The sequence below is a fragment of the Methylobacterium sp. 1973 genome (genome assembly GCF_040545035.1).
Lineage (GTDB): Bacteria > Pseudomonadota > Alphaproteobacteria > Rhizobiales > Beijerinckiaceae > Methylobacterium > Methylobacterium fujisawaense.
Window position 1 is genome coordinate 217,198 of record NZ_JBEPLA010000010.1, and the last position, 15,158, is coordinate 232,355.

A 15,158-nucleotide genomic window follows, 5' to 3' on the forward strand; every position below is an offset into this window, starting at 1 on the left:
CTCGGGCCGTCCTGACGCTGCACGGCGTTCCCGCGGTGCAGGCGCCTCAGCGCGGCCGCCATGCCCTCCAGCCGGTCTGCGGGTGCCGCGTCCATCTCGCGATCACGCCGGCCGTCGATCCCGTTGCGCACGGTCGGGAGCCTGAAGCCGAGATCGGCGGCCGCCGCGCGGCGAGACCGTCCGCTCGTCTGAGCAAGACGGGCCGCCGCGGCGCCAGACCCAAGTGTGGACGGCTTCCGCGTTCACGGACAGCGCTCTCCGTGTCTTCGAGGTGAGTCCACAGTTCAGTTGCATGCCGCCCTCGGAATGGTGAACCGGGGTCGGGGCAGGCGTCGTGCGGGGCGCGGCGACCGTCAGCGGCGCAGACCGGCGCGACCCGTGCCGCCCGGGCGCGTCTGGCTGGCCACGATGAACCGTCTGCGGCGGTGATCGCGAAGACTGCACGCGTTCACGGCAACTGCACGTGCGGAGACGCCTGCCTGCCCTTCCAGCGCCAGGCGCGCGCGACGCGCCATACAGCCAGCGTGAAGATCGCCTCGCCTGCGAGAACGCCGACCATCGAGTACAGCGGCCCCACCACCCAGACCATGACAACGACGAGGATGACTGAGATCACCGACGAGTAGACGCTTGAGAAAGCCAGCACCCGGAACTGCCCTGCGGCTTGCAGCAAGATACTTTCCGGGGTGCGGACAAGGCGGAGGCCCATGATCGCCAACCAGAGGACAAATGCCTTCTGAACATAAAGCAAATCGTAGTCTTTCGAAAACAGAAGCGAGGGCGCGAAATAGGCGACAATGACGCCGAGACCCAAGGTTGCGAACCAGCCGCTCATGAGAATGAATCGAAACAGGGACAGCGTGCGATCGACGTCGCTCCATCGCTGTTGGGCGACGAGCCGTGCGAGACGCGGTCTCTCGAATTCTCCGAGGGCGTTCATCAGGATGATGGCCGGCCGGATCAGGAGTGCGCTCGCCGCGAGCGCCGCAAAGGCGACGGCACCCGAGATCAGGGTCACGAAATAAGCATGTGCGTTGCCGGTGGCCTCCGTCGTGACCAGTCCGAGCAGCGACCAGCTCGAATGCTCTTTCCAGACGGCACCATAGCGCGACAATTCTTCGAGGCGGGGCAATCGAAGCTGTTCCGCGAGATGACGAGGCCCGAACGCCAGCAGACCGCCGGCTGCACTGAGCATCAGAAATCCGTAAGCGAAGAGGGGGGAAGCGCTGCCCTGCCACGCGATCAACCCGATGCCGACGCCGAGGACGACGCCGGATACGATATCGGACAGGGTGGCACGTTTCGGCAGGCCGATTGCATACGCGTAGGCGCGACCGAACCAGCGCAGCATTGTCAGGCTTGCAAATCCTCCGAATAGGGCCGCAGGTAGAATTTCAATCCCGAGAGCAGCACTGAGCGCAGTAAGCAGTATAAAAACTAACAAGCCGATGATGACATTTACACCAAACAAACACTCGACAGTAGCGGCATCGCCTGTTTTGCCGGCTCTCGCCATCACGACGGGAAGGGGGGCACATAAAAAGGCGCCGGAAAAGCTCATCAGAAATTGTGATGTCACCATAAGGAACGAAAAAGTGCCAAAATCCTTCGGGCTCATCAGATGGACAAGAACGACTGACAGAACGAATTGTGTCGCTGACAGCACCAACGGGCCGGATACGGCAAGCATGTAGGGCGCGATGATTTGCACGGCCTGTGCAACGGCGATCTTCATGGAAAGATTTCGTTTCCAAACGAGCATTCCAGCACCAATTCAAATATAATACGTCTCGCCTCGAAGGGCGAATAAAGAGCGTTGTTGCAATTCAGGCATGAATCCTGCTAAGGTCACGATATCCTTGAGCACTAGCGATTAAGCGCCGACTTTTGAATGAACGCCTAATCGCAGAAAATATCAAGTCCTTAAAATGGAGTAACGCTCGCAGTAATTTGTGCGTTTTTTAGTTTAGCCGTTGAATTCGCGGCTCGAATATAAATAGAGCGCACGCCAGTAGGATGTCGTTGATGCTGCACGATCAAGACATGAAGCCTTCGATAGGCACGGTGTTGCGATGCATGTGGAAACATAAGGCATTGATGGTCCTGGCGGTGGGCGCCGGTATTGCCCTGTTTTTATCTGCTTATTTGTTGATCGCACCGGTCTATGAAGCGTCTACATCGCTTCTTGTCAGTCAAGCTTCGGAAAATATTTCCGATGGCAGCCGGAAGCAGCTTGAGTTGATCACCTCTCAAGCTCGAATCGCGGAAAGCGAGGATGTCGTTCGCGGCGCAATCAATCGCGTCGGGCTCGATAAATTCAAAGGCGTCGGCCAATCCCGCCTTCCCGGATTGGGAGGATGGCTGAGGCAGATCGTCCATGGCCGGCGTGACACAGAGGAGGCAGTCCCGGAGAACGCTGGGGGTAAGGACTCAGGCATCTCCGATATCGATCTGGTCGCCTCCGTCCTGAGCCGACGCCTCACGGTGCGGACTGAACCCAATTCCGAGGTCCTGAAAATCTCGTTTCAATACACGGATCCACGTCTGACGGCGGCGTTCGTGAACGCCGTCGCCGAATCGTTCATCGAGCGCCAGATCCGTCTCGCCGATACGCCGGGCGCCATTGATTTCTTTCGCGAGCAGAAAAAGCGATTCAACGAAGAAGTGGAGATGCGCTCCCGACTGTTGGAGCATTTCTCCCGCCGGGAACGAATGTACTCCGTGGAGGATGAGCGAAGCCTGCTTTTGCATCGGGCCAGCGACATTGCGGCGGCTCTGACGGCGACGCGCAGCTCGCTGGTCGATAAACAGGGTCAAAAGGGGGCGCTTGTCGCACAGCTGCGACTTCTCAAGCCGGTGACACAATCTCCGTTCGTGTCGAATCTGGTCGAAAATCTCGGCGGTGACGAGAAAGGTCGGTCGCCGTCACGCGGCCCTTCAGAGAACACGGCCGGCGCGGGCGACCCGCCTTTGTTGATGGTGCGCGTCTATCAAGACTCGATGGTGGCGCTACTGAAGGTCAATTCCGAGATCGCCGGCCTTCTCGATCTCGTCAAGCAGCAGGAGCAGGAGATCAGCACCGTCAACCGAGACCTGACGACGCTTGTGAGCAAACAGACCGAATTCGAGAGGCTGAAACGCGACGTCGCCCAGGCGACCTTGAATGCTGAACTCTACGCGAAGCGGACCACCGAGGAGCAAATCAATGCCGATCTCAGATCGGCAAAGCTGACGAACATCCGTGTGATTCAGTCGGCTACGACTCCGCTCCGAGCCGTTTTTCCCAACGGGGCTCAATTCCTCGGGCTCGGCGTCGTGTTCGGTCTGATCCTGGGTGCATCGGCGTCCCTGATGCTCGAAATGTACGGCCCGCGACCGGTGTCCGACGCGACGGCCCCGGACGCGCCGGCCGCTCCAGGTCGATTCACCGCCGCACACGCCTCGACACCCGGCGCGCAGGCCAATGAGCTTCTCCGGAAGGCGTCGGCCTATTTCGCGATGGCCGACCTCAAGCGCCGCGCACGGACGCAGTCAGGATCTTAGAGCGCTGCTCAAGCCGGGATGACGCTGTTGCCGTGACGCCGCAGCTCACTCGGGCCTCTCCGCGAAGGTGCCGATGGCCATTCTTGCACGTCGCGCTCCGGGGCACTCGGTCGCGCATACGACGCGACCGCGCGATCTCGGCAGCCTGATCGGACAGGGACGCAACCGGGCCGGAGGAAGAAGCCCGCATCGATCCTGCCGACCGAAAACGCGGGGCGAGCGCCCGTTCAGCGAGGTACGCTGCGGCTTCGCATTGGCCATCGTGCGTGAACGCCCGACTTGTCCCGGCCATCCGACACCGTTGCCGAACAGCTGGAGCACACCCAAGGGATGCGAGACACCGAAGTGTGATCAGAACGCGATCGGTGCAGGCTCGGCGCCCGATAAGCCCGTTGTCGCAATGGAACGCCGCAGGGCCGCGATGACTTCGTCTTGCTCATCCTCACGCAGGCTCGGGTATAGCGGAAGCGAGAGCGTACCTTCGCCCCAGTGCCACGAGATGGGATATCGAAGCTGCGCTTGCGCAGTGCGGTAAAGGCTCAGCGCGGGAACACAGCGATAGTTCACGGTCGCACCGATCCCGGCCTCGCCGAGAGCATTCAAGACGGCATCCCGCGCCCCGCCCGGAACGTGGATCGGGAACAGATGCCGCGCCGAGACAGCGTCGGCGTCGATGGTCGGCCATTTGAAGGGCGTCCCCGCGAGTGCAGCCTCATACCGTCTGCAGAGACGTTCCCGGATCTGCAGTTGCAGGTCGATCTCAGCGATCTGCGGCTCCAGAAGGACCGCGAGCAAATCCGGGAGGTTGGCCTTCGTCCCCAAGCGGGCGATGTCCCAATGGCGGTAGGTGTGCCCCTCGAAACGCCGGGCCGCGCTCGCCGACATGCCGTGTTGAACGGTCTGAGCCAAGGCATCCGCCAGAGCCAAATCGTTTGTGACGACGGCGCCGCCTTCGCCGCAGGTCACATTCTTGGTCGCGTAGAACGAGAAGATCGCCGCATCGCCGAGCTGGCCCGGACGCCGGCCGTCTCGCGTGCCTTCGAAGCAGTGCGCCGCGTCTTCAATGATTTTGACCGACTCGGGGATCACGGCCCTGAGCGACGGTATATCCACCATCTGGCCATACAGGTGAACCGGGATGACGGCTCTGGTCCTCGTGGTCACCGCCTGCCCTGCCTGGGTCAGGTCCATGAGCAACGTTCGCGCATCAACGTCCACGAAAATCGGTGTCGCTCCAACTTGCCGGACGACATTGGCTGTCGCGGCGAATGTCATGGCAGGAACGATGACCTCGTCGCCCGGTCCGATATCGAGGGCGAGCAAAGTTGCGACCGCGCCCTGCGTCCAGCTTGACGTCAGCTTGGCGCTCCCGGCCCCGAAGAAGCGGCGCAGCGTCGTTTCGACCTCCTGGCACCGCGGACCGCTCGTGAGAAAGGGACTCGCGAGAACCGACGCGACACGTTCAGCGTAGCAGGCCGGGAGGGCGTGTCGATAAAATGGGACAGCCATTCAGCTGACCTCGCTGAAGGAGGGTTGTTCGGTATCAGTATACACCGTCCGGGCAGTCGGAATACCGCGCGGTATAACAGATCAAGCCCCCCACGAGACGGCCGTCCGATCGTCTGATCTGCTCTGATGTCTGTCGACGCGACGCGCGTCAGGCTCGCGCGGGCCGACACGACCGAGGCCGCTTTACGCCTTTGGTCCGGTCGCCACGGGTCGCGGCCCCCTGAGCATACGGCGCACCCGCGGCGCAGAGCCCAAACACGCGCCGACTCAATGAAGGTCCCCGTTGCCTGAGCGGTTCCCCGCAGATGCCATCGGGTTTCTCGCGCGACGCGATCGCTGCTGCCTTGCTCATGTCCAAGCTGCGGACAGGAGATCCCGATTGCCGTGCCAGTGGGGACGTCGTTGAGACCGGGGGCCGAGCTCGGCGCCGTCCTCGGTTGCATCGGCTGAGGCGCGACGCGGTCCAGTTCACCGTTCATGAGCGTCGTCGCGATAGGGGTCCGGTGGTCGGCCTTCCCGAGGTGCTGCGCTGGCAAATTACTGTTTACGCTTCTGTAACGATTGACGAGGAGAGTTCGCGATCGGCGTGAGCTGGCGATTGCTCCAAGCGAGGATGCCCAGACATGGTCTTTATCATCGCCTCGGCTTTCGCAGCGGCTCTCGTTGCGTTCATCTCCACGATCGGCAGCGGCTTGGTTTTCTCGATCCTCGCGGTCTTCATCTCTGGCAATTGTGCCGCTCTGCTCGCTGGATGCTGGCTTATGCGCCAGCGGGGCGCGGCTTAACGGGATCGGTTGCTGGCGAACCGACCGCTCGACATCCTGATCGCTCGCGACGCGCAGTACAACCCGGCTGCGCGGCAACGAATCGACCGCCGGTTCCGGGGATAAGCGCGCGGTTCCAGGATCAAGACGACCGCACCAGCCGAAGCCGCTCGGACCACCGTTCGACACGACGTTGCCGACACCTCAGCGATCGCGAAATCGCGGCGTCTGGCTCGGGTGAGCCGCTGCATCCCCGGCCTTCCGGAACGGAGGACTCCAGGCGGCGCGATTCGGCCTAACTGGCGCGGCTTCGGTGGGTCTCGCGCCGCTCCAGCCGACGAACGTGCGCGGCAAGGCTCGAGGGGATGATCCGCGGATGCGCGACAGTCCGTTTTACGCCGCGCGCGGGAAAGCAGCACAGGGGCATGATCAGCGCTCACGAAGGAGCATTCAGGCCGTCCTGAAGGTGACCGACTTGTGTCCAACATAGTTGGCGACGGCACCGGCCATGATACCGATCGCGTGCGCGGCAGGCGCCGCGATCTCTGTAAGGCCGAGCGGCATCAACAGCCCATCGCGTGCGACAATCGCCACCGCCACGGTGACGAGTCCCCCGATCAGATTGACCACGAGGAACCCCCCGAGTTGCGCGGCAAGGGATCGCGACGAGCCCGGGAAGACGAAGCTGCGGTAGATCAGGAAGCCGATCACCATGCCGAGCGCGGTCGCTGTGGCGACCGCAAGCGCGAACGGCATTACGGTGTTGAACAGGAAGCGTGATGCCCAACTCACGCCCGAGGCGAAGCCGCCCGCGAGCAGAAATCGGACGCGCTGATCAAGGCGGATGAGGTCCTGCAGGTAGAGCCGCATCATCTCAGACCGAAAAGCCCGCCCAAGCCAGCACGAAGCACATCGCGAGCGCACTGCCGGCCGTCAACGCCAGCCGGTCCGTCAGCGCGAAGACAACCGGATCATCCTGCAGCGTGCCGCGCTGGCACGCGACCCAGATTCGCCCCAGGATGATCGACAGCGCCAGGGGGAAGCCCCAGAGCCATGCCACATCGCCATAGAAGGTCTGCTTGAACGCGTCGTCGATCACGTAGAACACCAAGATCAGGAGCGCGGACGTGCCCGCGGCGACACCGGCGGCCAGCACGAGGGGCAAATCCACTGCCACGTAGCCGCGTCCGTTGATCTGAGCCGCGCCGCGCGCCGTGGCACGGGCGATCTCTGTGTGGCGCTTCGCCAAGGCCAGTGAGGTGAACAGGAACATCGAGAACACGAACAGCCACGGCGAGGCGATGGCCTCCACAGCGGCGGTGCCCACCGCCAACCGAATCGTGAAGAGGCTGGCGAGCGTCAAGGCGTCAAGCAGGACCACCCGCTTGAGATAGAACGAGTAGGCGAGCGTCAGCCCGGTATAGGCTGCCAGCGTGAGAACCACCTTCGGGCCAGCCAGTGCGCCGAGCAGGAATCCGGCTCCCAGGCCGGCCGGCACGGCGGCGAGGCCGTAGACGATCGGAAACTGGCCGCTGGCGAGAGGACGGTTCTTCTTCGACCAATGCCGACGATCGTCCGCCACGTCCCAGATGTCGTTGAGGATGTAGGTCGCCGAGGCGATCAGGCAGAGCGCCACGAAGCTGATCGCGAGCGACCCGAGGGCGGACGGGTCGAGGAAGCGGTTGGCCAGGACTGCTGGCACGAGAATAAGCGCATTCTTGGCCCATTGATGGGACCGCATGCTCTTGAGGAGCAGGCGACCGTAGGGCGGGCGCCGGAAGACGCCGGCGACGTCGGCCGCTCTGCCGGCCGCGCGCTCCACCCCCGGGGAGGCGCCGACCACGATCGCCTGCCGGGCGGCATGCCACACCGGCAGATCGGCGCGGCTGTCGCCCGCATAGTCGAAGCCGAGCGGGAAACGGCGGGCGAGCTCAGCCGCTTTGGCGGCCCCTTTCAGATTCGTCTGCCCGTCGCTGGCGATGACGCTGCTGATGAACGGGAAGCGGCGGGCGATCTGGGAGGCCGTCACATTGTCGGTGGCGGTCGACATGTGAATCGGCCGGCCTCCCTTGGCCTCGGCCTCTGCGAAGGCGACCAGCTCGGGGTTTTCCGGCAGCGCCTCGATGTCGAGCGTGACAGCCTGAGCCATGCGCCGCTTCAGGTGGGCGCGGCCGCCCATCGCCCAGTAGAGCATGCGCAGGACGTTCAGCGGATCGGCCCGCACCAACGCAAGCGCCTTCTCGTAGAGGACATCCGTCCGCAGGAGCGTTCCGTCGAGATCGAGGATGAGGGGAACCTCGCGAGACCCGAGTTTCGGCCAAGCCGGGTGCCGAACGGCCTCGACCCCCGAAGCGATGTGCCCTGAAAGCACGGATCCGGCTCCCAAGCTCGGAGACCGGCCATACTGAATGCGGCGGGTGATATCGTGCAGAACAGATCGCATCATCACAGACCGAAAGCTCCGCTACCGATTTGAACAGGGCCACCTCAATCACGACTGCTGAATTGCCGTGATCCATATCCGGCTGGTCAGGTCACGACCGAGATGACGATTTCCCAGCCGAAGACTCATTGCCGGAGTCGCCACAGCGCCGTTCTTCGGGGCCCCGCGGCGACCGGAGAGGCCGCCCTCGCGGGTCTCAGCGCAGCGAAAAGCATTCTGCGTCCTCTCCGAATGCGTAGGGCTTCGCTTTGCAGTCGGCCGGTTCCCCGACCAGGAAACCGGACCCCATGTAACCCACGTAGACACGGCCGAAATGATCGGTGTCGGCGCCGAGAACAGTGACCTGATCCAAGCTGCCGACGGGGAAAGCCCCTATCTTCGTCCAATTATCACCTTCATCAATCGATCGCCAGAATCCATATTCGCCATTCAGCCGACCGGATAAGAAAATTGTAGGATAACCTGCCTGATCAGGTCGACCAAAAGCGATATCATCCACTTGGCTGATACCGCGGATCGAGGTCCAGGTTTCCCCGCCGTCGCGGCTGCGCCTCAGGGGCGTCCCCGTTGCGTACGGGATGCCCGACGTGAAGAAGAGCTCGCCCGGTCGACCTGGCACGGCGCGGAGCTTCGCGGCGTACCCGGTGTTCGGCGCGATCTCACCCTTGAAGACTTGGCGCCAAGTCTCGCCACCGTCGCCCGTCCGCCAAAGCCCTTGGAGCCGCTGATTCGCCCCCTCCCCGCTGTGAACAAGATAGAAGACGCCGGGCCGCGTGCCGTCCGCCGTGAGTGTCTTCCGCGACAGGTATATGTGCGGATGTGAGCCCGTGAACGGAAGGGACTCGCCGCTCAGCACCACCCGCCGCCAGCTTCGGCCGAGATCTTTCGTGTAGAACGGAGCGCGGTTATAGGTCGGCTCCCAGACGATGTTGTTGGTATCGCCGGCCGAGACCGCGATCGTACCGAACGACATGCGCCAGGGATCCTCGGGACGGGTCCCCGGCGGGGTCGGAAGCGCGGCGAATTTGGTCCAGCTGTCGCCGCCATCCAAGCTGTACCCGGCTAGCACGGCATCGCCGTCTTCCGAGCAGCAGGACGTTCGGGTATCGGACGCATTCGTCACGACGAATCGCGGATTGGCGGGTGTCAGCGCCACTTGCTGTGCTGCGATCAGCACACGCTCTTTCGGACTGTATGTCGTTGAGTAGGCCGTCAGGTCTCGCTTGACGTGAATACCGAAATCCCAGACCGCAAACAGGGGGGCCTGCCCTGGGGCTTGGTTGACGTCGTTCGCGACGAGCTCCTCAATCCCCCGAGTCTGGCTGACCCACGTCACAGTCCGCGAAGAGTCGGAGAGGTCGGCGTAGAACACGCCCATGCCTGCGCCAGCCCAGAGCCGATCCTTCTTCACAGGATCGAACATGATACGGCTCATGGCGAAGTAGGACGCATTGCTGACGCGAAGCCATGGCGGGTCGCCGGACCCGACCCGGGACTCATGCGCCAGTCGTGTCCACAACCGTCCTCCGTCATTCGATCGGAACACCGTCCCGCTTTGATCGATGACGAGGATGCGTGAATCGTCCGGGTCGATCGCCACGGCTGCGAAGGGCAGACTCGGCAGGCCTCCGTTGGATGTAAGGCTCTGCCATGCACCCCCGCGATAACGCCAAGCCATTCGTGTCTCGCGATCGACACCGAAGAAGGTCCCGTCGCGCGCGAAGGCGCCCTGCGTGAGAAGCGACGGCCCGCCCTGCCCGTCTGATGCCAGCCGGGAAAAGCTTCGGCCGCCGTCGGACGAGGCGAAAAGGCCGTTTCCAGCCGACATCGCCCAGACGCGCCCTGCGACTTGGCCGCCCGGTTTCTCGAACCACGTGATGATGCCGGGGCTCTGATGGCCGTCCTGCGCCGGGCGTAGATCCATCGCCGGAGGCACGGTCGGGATGCGTGACCACGTCACGCCTCCGTCATCGGTACGCCAGAGACCATCGGCCGGGGTTCCGAAGAGCGCAACGTCCGGACGCACAGGGTCGACCGAAATGAACGGCCCGTAATTGCGGAACTCGCTATTCGGATCGAATCCATGCTCGAACGGAGCTGTCGATGAGGCGGCGAATGACCGCCCTCCATCCCGCGAGGTAAGGACCCTTCCCTTCAGAGCCAGATAGATCCGGCGCGCGTCGGACGGGGCAACGACGACCTCGTACACCCCCTCGTTGAGTCCGTTCTGAACGTGAAACGTCGACGGCATCGACGCGGTGGTCACCAATTGGATCCACCGATTGGCCGTGTCGCTCCAGATATAAGCTCCGTACACATCCGCTCTGACGACGCGCGTCGACCCGCTGGCATCAGATGAGTATCCGGTTATGAATCCACCGCCGCCGATCTTCACCGGCCGCCAGAGATAGGTCTCCGCGCGAGCGACGGGCAGCACCACGAGCCCCCAAAGCAACAGGGCGAAACCGCGTAACGACACGGACAGCGACAGGCGCATCATCGACGAGCGTCGCTGATCGAACGGCCGACCGAGCCTCCACATGCGATGCGCGACCGCAGATCGCCCGGTCATCTTTGGGTCCGCAAGACCAAGTTCAGCCAGCATCAACTCAACCAACATTGGCTGGAACCATGAACCCCAGTGCAGCAACGGACCGCCAATTGACCCAATCCCGGCACCACACGGGGATTTGCCAGACCTGTCGGTCGCCGGTCGATCCGCACCCGCTTCTTCCGCAGAGCATCGCGGTGTTCGGCCGCATCGCGAATTGAACCGAAGCGAACAATTGGCCTACCCCTGATTCAGTTATGGTCAGGACGCCCACAATCAGCCTCGCCTTCCCTTTTTCTCGATCTCCGAACTACGACCTTAATTACTTGAACACAGGCATCGAGACAAAGGCCGAGGTTTTAAATTCACGTCTTGAGCGAATGAGACATCAAGCCCGAATTTCCTCAAGATCAGCAACCGTGACTTGCCATTTATTCAACCCCTGATGATGACCGCCTCCAATCGTTCCGTCGGCGATCGGCGCGATGCGGCGAACCCCGCAAAAAAGCCGATTGCAACCGTGTTCCACGCCACGAACGAATATAGCCCGGCTTGCACTGAGCCGCGCCGCAGCATGAGAAACAGCACGGGTAGGACAATCGCCACGAGAAGGTACGCGAGGTAATGCCAGTCTGAGACTGCCAACATCGTCAATGTGAGAATTGCGGCCCACCAGATCACGACGACAGCGCATGTCCAGAACTGCGTAAGTTTAGAAAGCGCTTGCCGACCGCGAGGCCGGGCGAGGATTGCCCGAGAAACTTGGCCGACGCCGTTCGCGTAGCCAGATAGAAATCGAGCCCGCAGGAGCTTATAGCTTTCGGACGTATGCCCATAATGCACGACGGCAGGAACATCGAGCCGGGTGAGTTTCCAGCCATCTGCGATCAATCGCGAAGCGAGCTCAAATTCTTCAAATGATTTCAAATTTCGGTCTGCGAAATACCCGCTCTGCTTTACCGCCGAGACGCGATAAAGCCCCCCACAATCGAGACGATCGATCAGACGGGGGTAATAAGCGCATCTCCTTTCCGCATTGATTTTCCGTGTGCGAAATTCATGGTTCTCGACATTCGCCTCTTCGACACGGCCCCCGACCCCGGCGAAATCCGGATGCGTCTCCAAAAATGGTATCGCACACGGCAGGAATGAAGGATCGATCTCCATATCACCGTCGAGAAGGTAGAAGAACTCTCCGCGGGCGAACATATACGCGAGTTGGGCACCAGCGCCGCACGAGCGTTCGGATGGATTCGCCAATTGGACGATCTTTACATCGTACCGCAACGCAATCTCCAGCGTACCGTCCGTGGATCCGCTATCAGCGATCAAGACTTCACCACCGTACGGAGCGGCGGCCTCAAGCGCAGTTTCGATCGCCCGCCCGATCCGGGCGGCCTCATTGAAAACCTTAATCCCGATTGTAAGCTTCATTGCCAGTTCCGTATCGAAGGACTCTTTTGGACGAACGTCACCCATTCCTCGGCCGAAAACCGACGTTAAGACACAAGATTCTCGTAGAGTGACATGGTTTTATCGAATGAAAGTGCTGCCGCGATATGTCTTGATCGCAAAGCCATGTCCTCATAATATTCATGATCGAAATACAATCGGTCAATCGATCGGGCCAAGCTACGCGCATCGTCGATATCAACTGTAATGCCGCAGTGTCGGCCGATTTCGTCAGTGATAAATTCTAATTGAACTGGGATATTCGAAACGACAAGCGGCAACCCAAGTTTGGCCGCTTCGATGAGTGCGAGGCTATGGCCTTCGAAGCGACTCATCTGCACGAAGACATCGGCCGCCGCGAGCACGCGAAGCGCATCTTTGCGGCCCATGCGTCCGAGAAATTTTACCCGATCCGTTACACCGAGGCAGTCAGCCAGTGACCGCAGTCTCGTCTCCTCAGGTCCATGCCCTATGATGCTCACAATCACGTTTGGCATGTACAACGCCGCTTTGATCAAGACGTCGTAATTCTTTTGCGCTGAGAGGCGGCCGAGGCTTATAACGCGAAAGGGGGCATCACCCCCGATGCGCGGTTGCCTCATCCGGGACAATTCCGAAAGATGCTGCTCGATCGCGGGAGAAAGCGCGTTGCTGATGACCCGCTGCTTTGATCGCAGCCAGCCCCGCTTCAAGTGATACGACGTCGCGACCGTCTTCGAGACACTGACCGACGCCGAGACGTTCGGCGGGACAGATGCATATCGATCAAGCCAGTTCATCGGCCATTTCAACGTATTCGCAGGTGTATGATGTGATGTGATAGCTCGAATGCGCCTGTAGGAAAGCAAAGCCGCCACGGGTACCAATAGGTTTGTGGCAGGCATCGCCGTCACGACACAATCTGGCGTATCCTTCCTGAAGAGCAGAACAATATCTCTGATCAAACAGAGAAGACGGAGTGTCGATCGTGGCTTCTCAGAGACCACGTGGTGCCAAGCGATGTGTTCATCGCCAGCTATCGATGTGTCGGCACTCGGCCAAAGCGCGATGAGACGTGTTCGAAATCCCTTAGCCGCCAATCCAGCAGCCAGATCGTTCCACAGCTCGCCGACACCACCGGATGAGGAATGGTTGGCAAAGAAGTAAACGGTCGGCTGCGACCGTATCGAGGCTTTCGGTACGGAACGCTGGATCGGCTCCGTCAACGATACCGCAACGCACATCCCAATCCGCCTCATTGATAGTCACCTAGCCCGGCACCTGAGCATGGATCCGGTTTTCTGTAATTAGTCCACAATCAATATTCAAATATAGATAAGATATGATATCATTTTAGTACAACTGGTCCACGATAGATCGGCTCGTCGGACGTTTTGGTCAAAAGATAAAATAATGCGACAGGGTTGGACCATAAATAGCGAAACATTAATCGTCTCGGCTCCTGATAAATCCTGTAAAGCCACTCAAGACCGATATCTTGCATCCATCGCGGCGCTCGCGGAACGTCCTCAGCGATGTGATCGAAGAGCCCGCCGCAGGTTCTGATCCAGGCCAAACCGCACAGTTTCTTCTGCCATGAACAAGCGATCTCTTCCTGCATCGGACTGCCTAGACCGAGCCATAAGACCTGCGCTCCTGTGCGGAGTATCTCAGAACAGATCTCATCCTCGTCGGCGCGATTGAAATACCCGTCGCGGCACCCAACCACCTGTAGATTCGGAAAAACCAGCTTCAACTTTTGCGATGCACGCAAAGCCACCTCAGGCTTTCCGCCCAGGAAATAAAAACGTATGCACTTCTGGGATGCTAGATCGGCGCAATCATGAATGAGATCAGTCGTCGCCACCCGCTCGGGCAAGGGACTTCGACAGAACAGGCGCGACGCAAAGACGAGCGATGCACCGTCAGCATCGACGATTGAAGCCTTGTAAATCAGTCGTCGAAAGTTTCTATTCAGATGAAATCTCGCAATCACCGATCCATTGGACGCGACGATTATTCGGGGCTCTGCAAGATGCCCCAGAGATACCAAACGGCAATCCTCGTCCATGCGGCGTGCCAGTTGTTTGCGCGATAGCGCTGCGGTGGGAATCCCACCAACACGGATCAGGGCCGTTCGAGCACTCGGTTCATTGGGTAGCGCACCGTGAACCAGCTTCCGCTGAAAAGTGTTGTCGTCACGAGAACCGGAACCACTGTCGTTCAGTCGCACGGCCCCGTCTGCACGGAGCCGGCCCTGCACAGCACCTGACCATCTGAAGTATGTCGACAACCAGCCAAAATGCGACATCTCTACATCCCTCCTATAGCGCTCGGGAGTAGGGCCAACACGGCATCTTAACAGTTTTTAACCTATATCCAGGCGATCAACGGAACGCAATACCGAATTCGATGGCCCTAAAAAGGCACTTTGAGGCGGGTCTCCGCCCTCATTGAGAGCGGAAACTGGATTGATCAAAAGCGCCTCAAATCCCTGGTTTAAAAATTGCCGGTCCGCTCATAAAATCGGCAATCTGAGGGCATCTAGCCGGCATCAAACGGCTTGACTACTATCTTCCGATCACTCAGCTCACGAGAAACATCCCAGGGCCCTCAACCGACAAACCGTTTTAACGTCACCGCGGATCGCGAGCAGCATTCGCGCGACAGAGTTCGGCTCTTCGACGCGAAAGACAGAGCGATTGAGCATTTCTGGCTGCGTTTTTCATCCGTCTCGTAGGCTGCAGTGAAGTGCGCTTTTGCTTTCGTCGGCAGAGCGGCGTGACGGGGTGCCATCCATTTGTCAGATTTGGGCGACCTTCTAGGGTGTGAACCGAACCAAGGCGTTGCAGGGTTTGTCGTTTTGTGATTCCAGGCGGCCGTTTTGCGGCCTGGAGGTAGCGATGGCGGACCTGTT

General features: G+C 60.6%; 10 protein-coding genes and 1 pseudogene. 2 read left to right on the forward strand and 9 right to left on the reverse strand.

Annotated elements, in window-relative coordinates:
- Positions 1-8: 8 nt before the first annotated feature.
- Both ABIC70_RS19980 and ABIC70_RS19985 read right to left on the reverse strand, forming a co-directional pair.
- Positions 9-212 (reverse strand): annotated as a pseudogene (locus ABIC70_RS19980) (IS3 family transposase); the annotation flags it as partial.
- A gap of 236 nt (positions 213-448) precedes the next feature.
- Positions 449-1,735 (reverse strand): polysaccharide biosynthesis protein, encoded by a 1,287-nt coding sequence (locus tag ABIC70_RS19985; protein ID WP_139231643.1) that lies wholly within the window; start codon positions 1,733-1,735, stop codon positions 449-451.
- Between the two features lie 290 nt (positions 1,736-2,025).
- Between ABIC70_RS19985 and ABIC70_RS19990 the strand changes: the two genes are divergently transcribed.
- Positions 2,026-3,543 (forward strand): GumC family protein, encoded by a 1,518-nt coding sequence (locus tag ABIC70_RS19990; RefSeq protein WP_075380635.1) that lies wholly within the window; start codon positions 2,026-2,028, stop codon positions 3,541-3,543.
- Positions 3,544-3,894: 351 nt separating this feature from the next.
- Here ABIC70_RS19990 and ABIC70_RS19995 read toward each other — a convergent pair whose 3' ends face one another.
- Positions 3,895-5,052, reverse strand: coding sequence for a DegT/DnrJ/EryC1/StrS family aminotransferase (locus ABIC70_RS19995; protein ID WP_354440786.1), 1,158 nt, complete (start codon positions 5,050-5,052; stop codon positions 3,895-3,897).
- 623 nt (positions 5,053-5,675) lie between these two features.
- Between ABIC70_RS19995 and ABIC70_RS20000 the strand changes: the two genes are divergently transcribed.
- Complete coding sequence (locus ABIC70_RS20000; RefSeq protein WP_159020337.1) at positions 5,676-5,837, forward strand: hypothetical protein; 162 nt, start codon at positions 5,676-5,678, stop codon at positions 5,835-5,837.
- A 429-nt stretch (positions 5,838-6,266) separates the two neighbouring features.
- Here ABIC70_RS20000 and ABIC70_RS20005 read toward each other — a convergent pair whose 3' ends face one another.
- From ABIC70_RS20005 to ABIC70_RS20030, 6 genes are all read right to left on the reverse strand, one after another.
- Positions 6,267-6,689, reverse strand: coding sequence for a GtrA family protein (locus ABIC70_RS20005; protein WP_354440788.1), 423 nt, complete (start codon positions 6,687-6,689; stop codon positions 6,267-6,269).
- Position 6,690: 1 nt separating this feature from the next.
- Entirely contained in the window at positions 6,691-8,262 is a 1,572-nt protein-coding gene (locus ABIC70_RS20010; protein ID WP_354440790.1) for a UbiA family prenyltransferase, read from the reverse strand.
- A 193-nt stretch (positions 8,263-8,455) separates the two neighbouring features.
- Positions 8,456-10,759, reverse strand: a complete 2,304-nt coding sequence (locus tag ABIC70_RS20015) for a WD40/YVTN/BNR-like repeat-containing protein (protein WP_354440792.1) — start codon at positions 10,757-10,759, stop codon at positions 8,456-8,458.
- A gap of 486 nt (positions 10,760-11,245) precedes the next feature.
- Entirely contained in the window at positions 11,246-12,244 is a 999-nt protein-coding gene (locus ABIC70_RS20020; RefSeq protein ID WP_354440794.1) for a glycosyltransferase family 2 protein, read from the reverse strand.
- 65 nt (positions 12,245-12,309) lie between these two features.
- Entirely contained in the window at positions 12,310-13,467 is a 1,158-nt protein-coding gene (locus ABIC70_RS20025; protein WP_354440796.1) for a glycosyltransferase family 4 protein, read from the reverse strand.
- 122 nt (positions 13,468-13,589) lie between these two features.
- A complete protein-coding gene (locus tag ABIC70_RS20030) occupies positions 13,590-14,474 on the reverse strand; it encodes a WecB/TagA/CpsF family glycosyltransferase (RefSeq protein WP_354440798.1) in 885 nt (294 codons plus the stop codon).
- Between the last annotated feature and the right edge of the window lie 684 nt (positions 14,475-15,158).

Bases quoted from the DNA above. Each gene is read 5' to 3' on its own strand.
- ABIC70_RS20010 (WP_354440790.1), bottom strand. From the start codon at position 8,262: ATGATGCGATCTGTTCTGCACGATATCACCCGCCGCATTCAGTATGGC.
- ABIC70_RS19985 (WP_139231643.1), bottom strand. From the start codon at position 1,735: ATGAAGATCGCCGTTGCACAGGCCGTGCAAATCATCGCGCCCTACATG.
- ABIC70_RS20015 (WP_354440792.1), bottom strand. From the start codon at position 10,759: ATGATGCGCCTGTCGCTGTCCGTGTCGTTACGCGGTTTCGCCCTGTTG.
- ABIC70_RS20000 (WP_159020337.1), top strand. From the start codon at position 5,676: ATGGTCTTTATCATCGCCTCGGCTTTCGCAGCGGCTCTCGTTGCGTTC.
- ABIC70_RS20005 (WP_354440788.1), bottom strand. From the start codon at position 6,689: ATGATGCGGCTCTACCTGCAGGACCTCATCCGCCTTGATCAGCGCGTC.
- ABIC70_RS19990 (WP_075380635.1), top strand. From the start codon at position 2,026: ATGCTGCACGATCAAGACATGAAGCCTTCGATAGGCACGGTGTTGCGA.
- ABIC70_RS19995 (WP_354440786.1), bottom strand. From the start codon at position 5,052: ATGGCTGTCCCATTTTATCGACACGCCCTCCCGGCCTGCTACGCTGAA.
- ABIC70_RS20020 (WP_354440794.1), bottom strand. From the start codon at position 12,244: ATGAAGCTTACAATCGGGATTAAGGTTTTCAATGAGGCCGCCCGGATC.